Source organism: Pseudomonas fluorescens group sp. PF-69 (genome assembly GCF_054481235.1).
This window is the reverse complement of sequence record NZ_JBTMNC010000001.1, coordinates 6,126,356-6,140,680: the sequence shown is the minus strand read 5'-3', so window position 1 is coordinate 6,140,680 and position 14,325 is coordinate 6,126,356. Positions and strand designations below refer to the sequence as shown.

The window sequence follows — 14,325 nt, the reverse complement described above, 5'->3', positions numbered from 1 at the left end:
AGGGCCAGGGTTTGGCCGAAATTCAGAAGCACTTGGCCGGTACTCGTTGGCACTGCGCACTAGACTTTCGGGCATATCCCAACTGCCCACGGAGTCTGTCATGAACTACCTCATTTCACTGGCGATCGGCCTGGGTGTCGGTCTGCTCTACGGCGCCCTGGATTTTCGTTCCCCCGCACCACCGGCGATCGCACTGGTAGGCCTGCTCGGCATGCTGGCCGGCGAAAAACTCTGGCCGATGGGTCGCCAGTTGATGGCTGGCTGGATCTCCTGAAACCCTTCTGATCATTCGATGGAACCCCCTATGAAAGCATTGCAGTTCGACAAAACCGGCGACCTCTCGGCCCTGCGCTACGTCGAGGTTCCGACGCCCGTTCCCGGCACCGATGAAGTGCTGGTCGAAATCAAGGCGGCCGGGCTCAACCCCAGCGATGTGAAGAACGTGCTGGGACGTTTTCCCTACACCACGTTGCCGCGCATTCCCGGTCGCGACTTTGCCGGCATCGTCGTTGAAGGCCCGCAGGCGCTGGTCGGTCAACACGTCTGGGGCACAGGTCGCGAACTGGGTTTTTTCGCCGATGGCTCCCACGCACAATTCGTCAAACTGCCGGCCAATGGCGTCGCCCTCAAGCCCACGCATTTGAGCTTTGCCCAGGCCGCCAGTCTGGGCGTGCCCTACACCACGGCGTGGGATGCACTGGAGCGCAGCCTGGTGACCGCCGAAACCCGCTTGCTGGTGATCGGCGGCGGCGCGGTGGGCAGTGCCGCGCTGGCATTGGCCAAGGTGCGTGGCGCCCAAGTGTTGGCGGCAGCGCGGCGGCCCGAGCAGGTCAAGGAGCTGCAGGACCAGGGGTTTCAGACGCTGCAACTGGACAAGCCCGAGGATCTGGGCGCTCAGGTCAATGCCGTCTTCAAGGGCGGCGCTGACGTGATTTTCGACACCACCGGCTTCTGGTTGCCGGCGTCCGTTGCGGCATTGGCCACCTTCGGCCGCATCGCCATCATCGCCGCGCCGGTGGATGGCATGGTGCAGCTACCGGCCCTGGCGCTGTATCGCAAGGGCGGTTCGGTGGTCGGTATCAACTCGTTGCTCTACGGCGTACAAGCCTGCGCGGCGATGCTGGATCAGTTCGGTCAATTCTTCGATCAGGACTTGCTGCCGTTGCCCCAGGGGCTGTTCGAGTCGCCATTGGCTGAAGGCCTGGAGCGTTATGCCGAGGTCAATCAGGGCAGCGGTGACAAAGTGATCCTGTTGCCGTAACACCACCCCCGGTGGGAGCGGGCTCGCTCCCCCGGGGGGGCGGCGATGCAATGCACTGCCAGAAGGGTGCTCTGATAGAATCGACGGCACCAATCTTCCGAGGTGCCCCCATGAGCGAGCCGATTCGCCTGACCCAGTACAGCCACGGCGCTGGATGCGGTTGCAAGATTTCTCCCCAGGTACTGGAAGTGATTCTCGCCGGCAGTGGCGCGCAGAATCTGGACCCCAGGCTCTGGGTCGGCAACGCCTCGCGCGATGACGCGGCGGTCTATGCCATCGATGAAGAGCGCGGTGTGGTATCGACCACCGATTTTTTCATGCCGATCGTCGACGATCCCTTCGATTTCGGTCGCATCGCGGCCACCAATGCCATCAGTGACATCTACGCCATGGGTGGCGACCCGTTGATGGCCATCGCCATCCTGGGCTGGCCGGTCAATGTGCTGGCGCCGGAAATTGCCCGGGAAGTGATTCGCGGCGGCCGTTCGGTCTGCGATGAAGCGGGTATTCCGTTGGCTGGCGGGCATTCCATCGACGCACCGGAACCGATTTTTGGCCTGGCCGTCACCGGGCTGGTGGAAAAGCGCCACATGAAGCGCAACGACACGGCGACGGCCGGTTGCCTGCTTTACCTCACCAAGCCCCTGGGCATCGGCATCCTCACCACCGCCGAAAAGAAAGGCAAGTTGCGCAATGCCGACATTGGCCTGGCCCGTGACTGGATGTGCACCCTGAACAAACCCGGCAGCCGCTTTGGCAAGCTGGACGGGGTGACTGCGATGACCGACGTCACCGGTTTTGGTCTGTTGGGGCATCTGGTGGAAATGGCCGACGGCAGCCAGCTGACCGCTCTTATCGAATATGACCGCGTGCCGCGTCTGCCGGGTGTCGAGTATTACCTCGAGCAGGGCTGCATTCCCGGTGGGACCTTGCGTAACTACGACAGCTACGCCAGCAAACTGGGGCGATTGCAGGAATTGCACAAAAACGTGTTATGCGACCCGCAGACCAGCGGAGGTCTGTTGATCGCCGTGGCGCCCGAGGGTAACGACACGTTTCTGGCGACCGCTGCGCAAATGGGCCTGGACCTTGTGCCCATCGGTAAATTGGTCGAGCGACAGAGCCATGCAGTCGAGGTTTCCTGATGTTCGCCGACTGCACCGATTACCGCGATATTTTCCTCAACGACCGGCCGCTGATGGATGCCCGTGCGCCAGTCGAGTTTCTCAAGGGCTCGTTTCCCGGTGTGGTCAATTTGCCGCTGATGGACGATCACGAGCGGCAACGGGTTGGCACTTGCTATAAGCAACAGGGTCAACAGGCCGCCATCGAACTGGGCCATCAACTGGTGTCTGGCGCGATCAAGGCCGAGCGCATCCAGGCCTGGGCCGACTTTGCCCGGGCTCATCCCGATGGGCTTTTGTATTGTTTTCGCGGCGGATTGCGCTCGCAAATCGTTCAGCAATGGCTCAGGGACGAGGCGGGTATCGACTACCCGCGCGTCGCGGGTGGCTACAAGGCCATGCGCAGCTTTTTGCTCGATACCCTCGATCAAGCGGTGGCCCAGTGCGATTTCGTGTTGTTGGGGGGCATGACGGGCACCGGCAAGACCGAAGTACTCCTGCAACTGAGCAACGGGCTGGACCTTGAAGGGCACGCCAATCATCGCGGTTCCAGTTTCGGCAAGCGCGCCACGGGGCAACCTTGCAATATCGATTTCGAAAACCGCCTGGCGGTGGATGTGCTGAAGAAGCGCGCCGCGGGCCTCGGGCAATTCGTGCTGGAAGACGAGAGCCGCGCGATCGGCAGTTGCGCACTGCCTCTGCCGCTTTATCAGGGCATGCAGCAGTTTCCGATGGTCTGGCTCGAGGACAGCCTGGAGGGCCGGGTCGAGCGAATCCTGCGCGATTACGTGGTGGACCTGTGTGCCGAGTTCATCCGGGTGCGCGGCGAGGAAGGTTTTGCGCTGTTTTCCGAGCGGATGCTGGAGAGTTTGAATAACGTGCACAAGCGCCTGGGCGGCGAGCGCCATCGACGGATGCTGATTCTGATGGAAGATGCCTTGGCGGAGCAGGGTCGCAGCGGCTCGGTGGATCTGCACCGGGGCTGGATCGAGGGGTTGCTGACCGAGTATTACGATCCGATGTATGCCTTTCAGCGGGAAAAGAAGGGCGCGCGGATCGAGTTTGCCGGGAATCGTGAGGCGGTATTGGGGTATTTGCGCGAGCGCGGTAGTCAGAGAGGGTGACGGTGGTCTTGCCGGCCTCATCGCGGGCAAGCCCGCTCCCACAGGGGCCGTGGCGTACACAAAAGGTCCGATCAGGCCCTGCTCAACTCAGCTCGGGCAGGTCTGCGGCCCGTTATCCAGCCCTTGCTTGTAGCTGTGGCTTTGCAGGCTGGCCTTGCCGTTATGCCAGGTCAGGGTCAGCACAAAGAGCGAGTCATAGTCGCTGGACTCCCAGTCTTCGGTGATCTTCTGTTTCTTGCCGACCGCTTCCCCGGCGACCTTGTTGATCAACTCCGGCAGGTAGCCGTGGGACCACGCGGTGTAAATGACCGAGTTGTGATACTTGTCCTGGAGCAGTTCATCGGCCAGGTCGCTGGTGTCATTGGCCGAGAAATTGATATTGACCGGCAAGCCGAGCTTGATCGCGCTGGGACTGATGGTCATCAATGGGCGGATGTAGCTGTAGGAATTGTTCAGTTCACCTTCCTCGACATTGCGCGTCGGGTTGGCGGCAAACACGTAGTTGGCCTTGCCGAACTTTTCCGGAAGCAGGGCGGCCAGTTCGATCGCACGGTTCAAGCCCTGGCAATTGAGCTGGCCCAGGCCCCCGGCAGGTTTTTCCGCATGACGCAGGAACACCAGCGTCTGGGTGCCATCTGCCGGTTGGGCGCGGCTTTCGCCAGACTCCAGGGATAGAAACAACGCGCTGGCCGCCAGCAGGGCGGGCAGGAATAGATACGCGCGATGTTTGAAGCGATGGGAGATTTTCAGGAAGTTCTTCATGGAATAAAGGATTCTTCAGCGCATTCGGTTAAGGCTGACAAACCTCTACACCACGAATTTCCTGCGTCGGGTGTTTTCCATGTCGTCGAGCCGGTCCGTTTCAACAAGGGCGGTGCTCAGAGTCCTCTGATGCCCATTTGGTTCGATTCCGGCGGAGTGCGCAGCAATCTACCGGCAACCGTGAACGGACAGGAGCGAAGGTTATCGACAGGATGTTGCTGAATTATGGATACGGTACAGGTTATGGGGCTGACCAGGGCTGCAATTCCTTGATCTTCAACATCAGTGATATTGATAACGACAGCGTAACGCCTGCATTACTATCACTACTTTCAATTTTCTCGTGGATCCTTCCCATGACCGATTTGTCTGCGTTTCCCATCACCCAAAAATGGCCTGCACAGTACCCGGAGTGGATTCAGCTGTACTCCTTGCCGACCCCCAACGGCGTCAAGGTTTCGATCATGCTCGAAGAGATCGGCTTGCCTTACGAGCCGCACCGCGTCGGGTTTGACACCAACGATCAAATGTCCCCCGAATTCCTGTCGTTAAGCCCCAACAACAAGATCCCGGCCATCCTCGATCCTAACGGCCCCGACGACCAGCCGTTGCCGTTGTTCGAGTCAGGCGCGATCCTGATTTATCTGGCTGACAAGAGTGGACAATTGCTGGCCCGGGAAGGGGCTGCGCGCTACGAGACCATTCAGTGGCTGATGTTCCAGATGGGCGGCATCGGGCCGATGTTCGGCCAACTCGGCTTCTTCAATAAATTCGCCGGCAAGGACTACGAAGACAAGCGTCCCCGTGACCGCTACGTCGAAGAAAGCAAACGCCTGCTCGGCGTCCTCGACAAACGCCTTGAAGGTCGTGACTGGATCATGGGCGAGCGCTACACCATTGCCGACATCGCGACCTTTCCCTGGGTGCGCAACCTGATCGGTTTCTATGAAGCAGGCGATCTGGTCGGCATCCAGAACTTCCCCAACGTCACCCGCGTGCTGGAAAAATTCCTGGCGCGGCCGGCGGTCAAGCGCGGGCTGGAAATTCCCAAGCCCGTTTCGAACTGATTCACCGCACAACCCCTGTAAGAGCCTGCTCGCGATGGCGGAGTATCAGTCAACATATGTATTGACTGGCGCGACGCCCTCGCGAGCAGGCTCGCTCCCACAGGGGGTTGGTGTTTGTTAAAGGATTATTGCCATTGCAGTAACGCAATCTTGAGCGTTGGGTGTTTGTGCCCTGCACCCCGCAGGGCATAAGCTTTGCCCCCTTACGACTTTTGTCTTGTCCTCCGATTTCCAGGAATGCCCATGTCCAGTCAGTTCCCCGAAGCACGCCCACGCCGTCTGCGCCGCAATGCGAGCCTGCGCAGTCTGTTCCAGGAAACCGAATTCAGCCTCAACGACCTGGTGCTGCCGATTTTCGTCGAAGAAGAGATCGATGACTTTGTACCGATCAAAAGCATGCCCGGCGTGATGCGCATTCCCGAATCGAAACTGGCCGGCGAGATCGAGCGTTATGCCAGGGCCGGGATCAAGTCGGTGATGACCTTTGGCGTGTCACATCACCTGGACAGCAGCGGCAGCGACACCTGGCGCGACGACGGTCTGGTGTCGCGCATGTCGCGCATCGCCAAGGACGCCGTGCCGGAAATGATCGTCATGTCCGACACCTGCTTCTGTGAGTACACCGACCACGGCCACTGCGGTGTTCTGCACAATCACGAAGTCGATAACGACCAGACCCTGATCAACCTCGGCAAACAAGCCGTGGCGGCGGCCCGTGCCGGTGCCGATGTGATTGCACCGTCGGCGGCGATGGACGGTCAGGTCCAGGCCATTCGCCGGGCACTCGACGAGGCCGGTTTCAGCCAGACGGCGATCATGGCCTATTCGACCAAGTTCGCCTCGGCGCTGTACGGACCGTTCCGCGAAGCCGGTGGCAGCGCACTCAAGGGCGACCGTAAAAGCTACCAAATGAACCCGATGAATCGCCGTGAAGCGGTGCGCGAATCGTTGCTGGACGAGCAGGAAGGCGCCGATGCGCTGATGGTCAAGCCGGCTGGCGCGTACCTGGACATCATTCGCGATATTCGTGAGGTTTCGCGTTTGCCGCTGTCGGCGTATCAGGTGAGCGGCGAGTACGCGATGATCAAGTTCGGCGCGCAAGCGGGGGCGATCGATGAAGACCGCGTGGTGCGCGAGAGTCTTGGCGCGATCAAGCGGGCGGGGGCCGATCTGATCTTCACGTATTTCGCGATGGACCTGGCACTGGCCGGAATCTGAAATTCACCCGGCCTCCCGCGGGAGCCGGGAGGGTTTCGGGATCAACCAATGAACGGCCGGATCCCGTGATCCCGGAAGTACCGCTCGATCACCTTGGGATCCGAGCAGGTTTCGGCAATCGCCACATAGGTATCCGGCCGTAACAGGTAAAACCCGTTACGCCCCAGGCCTGCCGTTTCAAACGCCGGCCGCCAGTCGAACACATGCAGCGGCAAATGATGCTCGATGCACCAGTCGATCATTTCGTCGCTGGTGTCGCCATACACATGCACCTGCCATTTCGGGCATTTGAGCGGTTCGAAATTGTCCCCTTCGCCGTCGTGCGCCCAGGGCAGGCGGTCGCCACCATGGACCTGCCCGGCAACGCCTGTGCTCAAAGGCATGCCGCGGTAGTTCAAGGTGATCTGCGACACCGTGCGAAACAGGAATTCACGGGACCTCTCGAACGAGGCCATTTTCGGAATCAGTAAGGGCGCCAGGCGTGTGCGCAGCAGGTCGGCCATGGGGCCTTCAGCGGTGACGAAGCTGAACACCCGGTCGGTGGTCGCCACCAATTTTCGGGCGAAGGCAATGCGCTCGGTTTCGTAAGTATCAAGCAGTTTGGCCTCGGCGCCGCCGCTCAAAACGGCGGCGAGTTTCCAGGCCAGGTTGATGGCGTCGCCAATCCCGGTGTTCATACCCTGGCCACCGGCGGGGCTGTGCACATGGGCGGCGTCGCCCAACAAGAACGCGCGTCCGGTGCGGAAGTGATCGGCCACCCGATGATGCACGCGGTAGGTCGAGAACCAGTTCACCTGTTCGATCTGCACCTTCAGATGCTCGATGGCCCGGCTGCTGACGTCTTTGAATCGCAGCGTTTCAGCACGCTCGGCGCGCTCATCGCGAACGGTGCCGATCAGGCGTGCGCGACCGCTTCCTGCCAGTGGGAACACCGCAAGAAAGTCCGCCTCATCGAGGTCCACGTGCAGTTCGCCATTGAACGTCGGGCCGCTGGCCTGCACATCGGCCACATAAAAAATCTGCTGGTAGGTCCCGCCGGGAAATCCGGTGTCCAGGGCCTTGCGCACGACTGAACGGGCACCGTCGCAACCGGCCAGGTAACAGGCCTGGCAGGTTTCCTGCTGACCATCGGGCAGACGCAACGTGGCGTTGATGCCGTCAACGGTTTCCTCGAAAGCCTCAAGCTCGGTGTCGCGCTCCACCGTGATGCCAAAGGATTCGAGGCGTTTGATCAGCAGCCGTTCGTGTTCGTCCTGGGGGAATATTTGGAGGAAGGCGTAAGGTGTCAGGCCCTCGCCGATGTGGGTCAGCGGCAAGCGTGCCACGGGTTCACCCTTGACCCAGAAATTGGCGGCCTCCACGCAATGGCCCTTCTGCACGACACTGGCACTGAGGTCGAGTTGGCGGTACAGCTCCAGCGTACGTGCCTGCACGGCCAGCGCCCGCGAGGTGGTGCCGGGCGCCGACGTCTTGTCGACGATCCGCACGCGAACTCCCAGAGTGCTTAGCCAGAGTGCCAGTACCAGCCCGGTCGGGCCGGCGCCGATGATTAACACATCGCTTCGGTGCATGAGCCTGTCCTCCTCGCGGTGTGGAGCAAGTATGGTCCAGCCGTGGCGGGCGGCCAGGCTGGCTGCCCAACGGAGAAGGCCACTGCTCAAGGTCATAGCCTCAGACAGGCCATTGATCGTATGGTTAGCCCGGCATAACGGATTATCTGGAGCAGCATGCAAGCCCATCGATTGATCATGAGCATCGTCGCGTTGCTGGTGCTGGCCGGTTGCGGCAGTCAACGCACGCAGCAGGCACCGGCGCGTACGCCGGCCGAGGTCAAGGCCGAAATCATGCGACTGTTGCCGGCCAAAACCGTCGACCGCCAGGGTTGGGCCACGGACATCCAGGCGGCGTTTGCCGCGCAGAACATCGAGACGACCACGCAAAACCTGTGTTCGGTGCTGGCTGTCACTGAGCAGGAGTCGACCTTTCAGGCAGACCCAAGCGTGCCTGGCCTGGGCAAAATCGCTCGCGACGAGATCGATCGCCGAGCGGCCAAGGCCCACATCCCCGGCCTGTTGGTCAGTGCGGCGCTGCAGGTGCGCTCGCCCAATGGCAAAAGTTACAGCGAACGCCTCAACGCGGCGCGTAGCGAAAAGGAACTGAGCGCGATTTTCGATGACTTCATTGGCATGGTGCCCATGGGGAAAAGTCTGTTTGGCGGCCTTAACCCGGTACATACCGGCGGGCCGATGCAGGTCAGCATCGAATTTGCCGAGCAGCACGCCAAGGCCTATCCCTACCCGGTGGACGGGTCGATCCGCCATGAAGTCTTCACTCGGCGCGGCGGGATGTACTTCGGTATCAGACATTTGCTCGGATACCCGGTGAACTACCCGCAACCGCTGTATCGCTTCGCCGATTTCAACGCCGGTTGGTATGCCAGTCGTAATGCTGCGTTCCAGAACGCCGTGAGCCGTGCCTCGGGCATTGCGTTGGCGCTGGATGGCGATTTGGTCAATTACGGTTCGATCATGCCCGGCAGCACCGAAGTGGCCGTGCGCAGCCTCGGCAAGCAACTGGGCATGCGCAACACGACGATCAGGGATCAACTGGAAGAGAGCAAGAGCCTGGCGTTCGAGAACAGCTCGTTGTATCAGCAGGTCTTCGCGCTGGCGGACCAGGCCGAAGGCCGGCCACTGCCTCGGCAAGTGTTGCCGGGAATCGTCCTGCAGAGCCCGAAAATCACTCGCAAACTGACCACGGCCTGGTTTGCCAAGCGGGTTGATGAGTGTTATCAGCGCTGTATGGCGCGGGCGGGTTGAAGAACAAATGATCGCAGGTGGTTCTGCGTATTATCCCGGGCATAAAAAAACCCGACTGATGAGGCCGGGTTTTTTGTCGAGGAGAGCGGTAGAGCCATTCATTCAAGCGATGTGGTTGCTGTTCAGACGATCAGAACCATCGGCCGCAACGGTGTTGCCTTGCAGACGATCCGAGCCATCGGCGGCAACGGTGTTGCCTTGCAGGCGGTCGGAACCATCGGCAGCAACGGTGTTGCCTTGCAGGCGGTCGGAGCCATCGGCGGCGACGGTGTTGCCTTGCAGGCGGTCGGAGCCATCGGCGGCGACGGTGTTGCCTTGCAGGTGGTCGGAGCCATCGGCGGCCACCCGATTCTGGATCAGGCGATCGGAGCCACCTTCCGCCACGCGACTTTCAATCAAGCGATCCGAGCCGCCTTCGGCGACGACAGGTTGAGCAGAGGTAGCGGCGAAAGCGTTTACTGCAAAAACCGAGAAAGCGATGCTGAGAAGAGTCTGGCGTTTCATGGTGGTGTGCTCCGGGTCTTATTGGGTGGGTATGGAGCAGATGTTACGCCGCGCAGTTTTTATGAGAACTTCATTGGCATGATGGTGAACATCGACGGGATTGATAGGGCCAGCGGCATACCCCTGGCGAGCGTGATGATGCAGTCGTCGGATGGCTCCAGCGCGGTCAAGGGCGGCTTCTACACTGGATAGCGTCGCAAGGAGGTGTTTATGTATCAGCTCTATGGTCATCAGAATTCGGGCGCAGCCGCCATCGAGGCGGCACTGGAATTGTGCGAGATCCCTTATCGTTTCATTGACGTCGAGTCGTCTTCGCAGGCCGCCCTGGCGTTGGAGAAGCTCAACCCGCTCAAGCAGATTCCGACCCTGCAATTGCCCGACGGCAGCGTCCTCACCGAAAGCGCGGCGATCCTGATTCACCTCGGGCTGACGTTTCCCGAGTCGAATCTGCTGCCGGACAACCCGGCCGATCGTGATCAGGCCATCCGTGGCCTGGCGTACATCGTCAGCAATTGCTATGCGGCCATCGGCATCATCGATTACCCCGAACGCTGGTTGGCCGAGGCAGATGAATCGTCTCGGCAAAACCTGATGGCGGGCACCCGTGCACGGTTGCATTGGAGTTGGGAGGTGTTTGCCGATCAGTTTTCCGGCGAGCTGTATCTGGGAGACGAGACACCGGGGGCGCTGGATGTGCTGGCGGCGGTGGTCAGTCGATGGTCAGGCAGCCGCGAACATTTGCGCACGGCCCGGCCGGGGTTTTACGCCTGGCTGGAGCGCATCGACCGACACCCGACGCTGGCGCCGGTGTTCGCCCGGCATTGGCCGGCCTGAGCACTGCAAAACAAAAGCGGGAGCGAGCAAGCTCGCTCCCACAGGGGACGGGGGTATGTTTGAGCTATTCCCCGCGAATGTACTGTTCCAGCTGACGAATCAGTTCCGCCTGTTCCGCGATGGCCTCCTTGACCAGGTCGCCAATCGACAGCAAACCGATCAATTTGCCGTCCTCCACCACCGGCAAGTGGCGCAGGCGTTTGTCGGACATGATGCCCAGGCAGGTATCGACGGTTTGATGGGTGTCCACGGTAATCACCGGTGAAACCATGATGTCGCGCACCGGCGTACCCACCGAAGAACGCCCGTGCAGCACCAGTTTACGCGCGTAGTCACGCTCGCTGATGATGCCCAGCACTTCGTCATTCTCCACCACCAGCAAGGCGCCGACGTTTTTCTCTGCCATCTTCATCAGCGCTTCCAGCACCATATGACCAGGTTTGATCTGGTGCACTTCCTGATTCTTCTGATCTTTCAACTTGAGTAGTTGCGCGACGGTTTTCATGGCGGTTTCTCGGGTGTTGTCGTTGTTATTGAAGAATCGTAGACGCCGGCGCGCAGGGCAAGAGAGAAAGCGGCAGATAAACGGCAAAAAACGTCATTCAGTGGTTTTTCTTCGGTAAGCCCCCCGGATTCCTGCCCGGCAAAATACCTGTGGGAGCGGGCTTGCCCGCGATGAGGTCAAATCAGTCGACATCCATGCTGAATGTCAGGCCGCCATCGCGAGCAAGCTCGCTCCCAGAGGTTCATGGTGGCGTAGAATCACCACCCTGAATCAATGTTGAGGTTTTCAGTGGTGGATTTACCGCAGGGCTTTGTCCTGACCCGGCATTGGCGCGATACACCGACCGGTACGCAAGTCGAGTTCTGGCTGGCGACCGACAGCGGTCCCCGGCGCATCCGCCTGCCTCATCAGCCATCGGTGGCGTTTATTGCGGCCAGCCAGCGCGAGCAGGCCGAGGCACTGCTGCACGACGAAAAAAATGTCGAACTGCGGGAATTGGCCTTGCGGGATTTCGAGCACCGTCCGGTGCTGGGGCTGTATTGCTCGCAGCACGGACAATTGATGCGCCTGGAAACGGCCCTGCGCAGGGCCGGGGTCGAAGTGTATGAAGCTGACGTGCGCCCGCCGGAACGCTACATGATGGAGCGGTTCATCACCGCCCCTGTGCGCTTTGGCGGTACGCCGGATGCCGAGGGCCTGTTGCTCGACGCACAGATGAAACCCGATCCGCACTATCGGCCAAGCCTCAAACTGGCGTCCCTGGACATCGAAACCACCGCCCAGGGCGAGTTGTATTCCATCGCCCTGGAGGGCTGCGGCGAGCGGCAGGTGTACATGCTCGGCCCACCCAATGGCGATGACAGCGAGGTGGATTTCCAGCTCGAATACTGCGACTCGCGCACCCTGTTGCTGAAAAAGCTCAATGACTGGTTCGCCCGGCACGATCCCGACGCGATCATTGGCTGGAACGTCGTGCAGTTCGATCTGCGGGTGTTGCATAAACACGCCAGGCAACTGGGCGTGCCGCTGAAGCTGGGGCGTGGCGGCGAAGAGATGCAGTGGCGCGAACACGGCAACGGCAACCATTATTTTGCCTCCGCTGCCGGCCGGCTGATCATCGACGGCATCGAGGCGCTGCGTTCGGCGACCTGGAGTTTTCCGTCGTTCAGCCTGGAAAACGTCGCGCAAACCCTGCTGGGCGAAGGCAAGTCGATCGACAACCCCTACCAGCGCATGGACGAAATCAATCGCATGTTCGCCGAGGACAAACCGGCGCTGGCCAGGTACAACCTCAAGGACTGCGAACTGGTCACCCGAATTTTCGCCCACACCCAATTGCTGACCTTTTTGCTGGAACGGGCCAGTGTCACCGGGTTGCCGGTGGATCGCATGGGCGGTTCAGTGGCGGCGTTCACCCACCTCTACATGCCGTTGATGCATCGCCAGGGCTTCGTCGCGCCAAACCTCGGCGGGCGCCCGCCACAAGCCAGTCCCGGCGGGTTTGTCATGGACTCGCAACCGGGCCTGTACGAGTCGGTGCTGGTGTTCGACTACAAAAGTCTTTATCCCTCAATCATCCGCACGTTCCTCATCGACCCCGTGGGCTTGATCGAAGGGCTCAAGCACCCCGAGGACAGCGAGTCGGTGCCCGGCTTCCGGGGCGCCCGGTTTTCCAGAACCCGGCATTGCCTGCCCGCTATCGTGGCCCGGGTCGCCGAAGGCCGGGAAACCGCCAAGCGCGAGCACAACGCGCCGCTGTCCCAGGCACTGAAGATCATCATGAACGCCTTCTACGGGGTGCTCGGTTCCAGCGGATGCCGGTTTTTCGATACGCGCCTGGCATCGTCCATCACCCTGCGCGGGCACGAGATCATGCTGCGCACCCGTCAGTTGATCGAAGACCAGGGCCATACCGTGATTTACGGTGATACCGATTCCACCTTCGTCTGGCTGCGCCGCGCCCACGGCCAACAGGAAGCGGCACAGATCGGCGAAGCGCTGGTGGATCACGTCAACCAGTGGTGGCGCGAGCATGTGCGGCAGGAATTTGGCCTGGAGAGCGCGCTCGAACTGCAGTTCGAAACCCACTACAAGCGGTTCCTGATGCCGACCATTCGCGGTGCGGAGGAGGGCAGCAAGAAGCGTTATGCGGGGTTGGTGACGCGGGCCGATGGCACGGACGAGATGGTCTACAAAGGCCTGGAAACCGTGCGCACCGACTGGTCGCCGCTGGCCCGCCAGTTCCAGCAGGAACTATACCTGCGCATCTTCAACCGCAAACCCTATCAGGACTACGTGCGCGACTATGTGCGCAAGACCCTGGCCGGAGCGTTCGATGAGCGCTTGATCTACCGCAAGCGCTTGCGCCGCACCCTCGATGATTATCAACGCAACGTGCCGCCGCATGTGCGGGCAGCGCGTATCGCCGATGACTACAACGACCGGCAGGGTCGTCCCCGCCAGTACCAGAACGGTGGCTGGATCAGTTACGTGATCACCGTCGCCGGCCCTGAACCACTGGAGATCCGCAGCGCACCCATCGATTACGAGCATTACGTCAGCAAGCAATTACAGCCTGTGGCCGACGCGATCCTGCCGTTCGTCGACGACGATTTTTCAACCCTGATCGGTGGGCAACTGGGCCTGTTTTGAGTCCATCAGCGACAACGTCCAGTCATCCAGAATGCCGTGGAAGTATTGATTCAGGGCTTGATGGAACAGGCTGTCGTCAGGTGCGACCTGGGCGAACAGCGTCATCGACGAATGAAATTTCAGGTCATCGGGATGGCCGAAGATCTCCCTCACCGAGCGCTGCTGGATGTTCAGCACCTCTTGGGTGCACGTGCGCAGCCGCGCGCCCAGCAATGGGTGCTCAAGATAGGCTCGGGCTTCTTCGCGCGAACCGATCGCGAAGCGTTTGGACATGTCGCTGCCACCCAGCCCGGCAAACTGCGGAAAGATGAACCACATCCAGTGGCTACGCTTGCGGCCGGCATTCAATTCGGCCTGAGCCCGGTCGAACACCGGGTCCTGCGCCTGAATGAAGCGCTGCAGGTTAAAGGTGTCCAGCCGATCGGTGCTTCTCATGCGCAAGTCCTCTGACAGAC

At 60.7% G+C, this 14,325-nt stretch carries 14 protein-coding genes; 9 read left to right on the top strand and 5 right to left on the bottom strand.

The features are described 5' to 3' along the window. Nucleotides 1–100: 100 nt before the first annotated feature. The 4 genes from ACX3YF_RS28645 (at nucleotide 101) to mnmH (ending at nucleotide 3,509) form a co-directional block, all read left to right on the top strand. The gene (locus ACX3YF_RS28645) at nucleotides 101–274 is read left to right on the top strand and encodes a DUF1427 family protein (RefSeq protein WP_130211013.1); all 174 of its coding nucleotides are present in this window, start codon (nucleotides 101–103) and stop codon (nucleotides 272–274) included. 30 nt (nucleotides 275–304) lie between these two features. After that, the gene (locus ACX3YF_RS28640) at nucleotides 305–1,261 is read left to right on the top strand and encodes a quinone oxidoreductase family protein (RefSeq protein WP_288100848.1); all 957 of its coding nucleotides are present in this window, start codon (nucleotides 305–307) and stop codon (nucleotides 1,259–1,261) included. Between the two features lie 110 nt (nucleotides 1,262–1,371). Continuing rightward, nucleotides 1,372–2,406, top strand: coding sequence for a selenide, water dikinase SelD (selD, locus tag ACX3YF_RS28635; RefSeq protein ID WP_288100846.1), 1,035 nt, complete (start codon nucleotides 1,372–1,374; stop codon nucleotides 2,404–2,406). After that, the gene (mnmH, locus tag ACX3YF_RS28630; RefSeq protein WP_130211010.1) at nucleotides 2,406–3,509 is read left to right on the top strand and encodes a tRNA 2-selenouridine(34) synthase MnmH; all 1,104 of its coding nucleotides are present in this window, start codon (nucleotides 2,406–2,408) and stop codon (nucleotides 3,507–3,509) included. Before selD ends, mnmH begins: the two co-directional genes overlap by 1 nt. An 87-nt stretch (nucleotides 3,510–3,596) precedes the next feature. Here mnmH and ACX3YF_RS28625 read toward each other — a convergent pair whose 3' ends face one another. Next, nucleotides 3,597–4,271 (bottom strand): histidine phosphatase family protein, encoded by a 675-nt coding sequence (locus ACX3YF_RS28625; protein WP_130211009.1) that lies wholly within the window; start codon nucleotides 4,269–4,271, stop codon nucleotides 3,597–3,599. 356 nt (nucleotides 4,272–4,627) lie between these two features. Between ACX3YF_RS28625 and ACX3YF_RS28620 the strand changes: the two genes are divergently transcribed. Together ACX3YF_RS28620 and hemB are read left to right on the top strand one after the other, a co-directional pair. Further along, complete coding sequence (locus tag ACX3YF_RS28620; protein ID WP_130211008.1) at nucleotides 4,628–5,338, top strand: glutathione binding-like protein; 711 nt, start codon at nucleotides 4,628–4,630, stop codon at nucleotides 5,336–5,338. A gap of 243 nt (nucleotides 5,339–5,581) precedes the next feature. Further along, complete coding sequence (gene hemB / locus ACX3YF_RS28615; RefSeq protein ID WP_047527463.1) at nucleotides 5,582–6,556, top strand: porphobilinogen synthase; 975 nt, start codon at nucleotides 5,582–5,584, stop codon at nucleotides 6,554–6,556. Nucleotides 6,557–6,597: 41 nt separating this feature from the next. On the opposite strand, the gene ACX3YF_RS28610 is transcribed toward hemB, so the two are convergent. Beyond that, the gene (locus ACX3YF_RS28610) at nucleotides 6,598–8,127 is read right to left on the bottom strand and encodes an FAD-dependent oxidoreductase (protein WP_458974696.1); all 1,530 of its coding nucleotides are present in this window, start codon (nucleotides 8,125–8,127) and stop codon (nucleotides 6,598–6,600) included. 156 nt (nucleotides 8,128–8,283) lie between these two features. Between ACX3YF_RS28610 and ACX3YF_RS28605 the strand changes: the two genes are divergently transcribed. After that, the gene (locus tag ACX3YF_RS28605; RefSeq protein ID WP_458974695.1) at nucleotides 8,284–9,375 is read left to right on the top strand and encodes a DUF1615 domain-containing protein; all 1,092 of its coding nucleotides are present in this window, start codon (nucleotides 8,284–8,286) and stop codon (nucleotides 9,373–9,375) included. Between the two features lie 102 nt (nucleotides 9,376–9,477). On the opposite strand, the gene ACX3YF_RS28600 is transcribed toward ACX3YF_RS28605, so the two are convergent. Further along, nucleotides 9,478–9,879 carry a hypothetical protein gene (locus ACX3YF_RS28600; RefSeq protein WP_130211005.1) on the bottom strand — a complete coding sequence of 134 codons (402 nt, stop codon included), beginning with the start codon at nucleotides 9,877–9,879 and terminating at the stop codon, nucleotides 9,478–9,480. 210 nt (nucleotides 9,880–10,089) lie between these two features. Here ACX3YF_RS28600 and ACX3YF_RS28595 point away from each other — a divergent pair, with 210 nt between their 5' ends. Beyond that, nucleotides 10,090–10,713: a glutathione S-transferase gene (locus ACX3YF_RS28595; RefSeq protein WP_130211004.1), complete on the top strand. Its 624-nt coding sequence runs from the start codon at nucleotides 10,090–10,092 to the stop codon at nucleotides 10,711–10,713. Nucleotides 10,714–10,777: 64 nt separating this feature from the next. Here the strand turns inward: ACX3YF_RS28595 and ACX3YF_RS28590 are convergent, their stop codons facing one another. Further along, on the bottom strand, nucleotides 10,778–11,218 hold the full coding sequence (locus tag ACX3YF_RS28590; RefSeq protein ID WP_047527469.1) for a CBS domain-containing protein: 441 nt from the start codon (nucleotides 11,216–11,218) through the stop codon (nucleotides 10,778–10,780). 291 nt (nucleotides 11,219–11,509) lie between these two features. Between ACX3YF_RS28590 and ACX3YF_RS28585 the strand changes: the two genes are divergently transcribed. Continuing rightward, a complete protein-coding gene (locus tag ACX3YF_RS28585; protein WP_458945644.1) occupies nucleotides 11,510–13,870 on the top strand; it encodes a DNA polymerase II in 2,361 nt (786 codons plus the stop codon). On the opposite strand, the gene ACX3YF_RS28580 is transcribed toward ACX3YF_RS28585, so the two are convergent. Beyond that, nucleotides 13,835–14,305 carry a DUF1810 domain-containing protein gene (locus tag ACX3YF_RS28580; protein WP_196587167.1) on the bottom strand — a complete coding sequence of 157 codons (471 nt, stop codon included), beginning with the start codon at nucleotides 14,303–14,305 and terminating at the stop codon, nucleotides 13,835–13,837. The two genes, ACX3YF_RS28585 and ACX3YF_RS28580, sit on opposite strands and share 36 nt — an antisense overlap. Between the last annotated feature and the right edge of the window lie 20 nt (nucleotides 14,306–14,325).

Bases quoted from the DNA above. Each gene is read 5' to 3' on its own strand.
- ACX3YF_RS28600 (WP_130211005.1), bottom strand. From the start codon at position 9,879: ATGAAACGCCAGACTCTTCTCAGCATCGCTTTCTCGGTTTTTGCAGTA.
- mnmH (WP_130211010.1), top strand. From the start codon at position 2,406: ATGTTCGCCGACTGCACCGATTACCGCGATATTTTCCTCAACGACCGG.
- ACX3YF_RS28620 (WP_130211008.1), top strand. From the start codon at position 4,628: ATGACCGATTTGTCTGCGTTTCCCATCACCCAAAAATGGCCTGCACAG.
- ACX3YF_RS28605 (WP_458974695.1), top strand. From the start codon at position 8,284: ATGCAAGCCCATCGATTGATCATGAGCATCGTCGCGTTGCTGGTGCTG.
- ACX3YF_RS28640 (WP_288100848.1), top strand. From the start codon at position 305: ATGAAAGCATTGCAGTTCGACAAAACCGGCGACCTCTCGGCCCTGCGC.
- ACX3YF_RS28610 (WP_458974696.1), bottom strand. From the start codon at position 8,127: ATGCACCGAAGCGATGTGTTAATCATCGGCGCCGGCCCGACCGGGCTG.
- ACX3YF_RS28590 (WP_047527469.1), bottom strand. From the start codon at position 11,218: ATGAAAACCGTCGCGCAACTACTCAAGTTGAAAGATCAGAAGAATCAG.
- ACX3YF_RS28580 (WP_196587167.1), bottom strand. From the start codon at position 14,305: ATGAGAAGCACCGATCGGCTGGACACCTTTAACCTGCAGCGCTTCATT.
- selD (WP_288100846.1), top strand. From the start codon at position 1,372: ATGAGCGAGCCGATTCGCCTGACCCAGTACAGCCACGGCGCTGGATGC.
- ACX3YF_RS28645 (WP_130211013.1), top strand. From the start codon at position 101: ATGAACTACCTCATTTCACTGGCGATCGGCCTGGGTGTCGGTCTGCTC.
- ACX3YF_RS28625 (WP_130211009.1), bottom strand. From the start codon at position 4,271: ATGAAGAACTTCCTGAAAATCTCCCATCGCTTCAAACATCGCGCGTAT.
- ACX3YF_RS28595 (WP_130211004.1), top strand. From the start codon at position 10,090: ATGTATCAGCTCTATGGTCATCAGAATTCGGGCGCAGCCGCCATCGAG.
- hemB (WP_047527463.1), top strand. From the start codon at position 5,582: ATGTCCAGTCAGTTCCCCGAAGCACGCCCACGCCGTCTGCGCCGCAAT.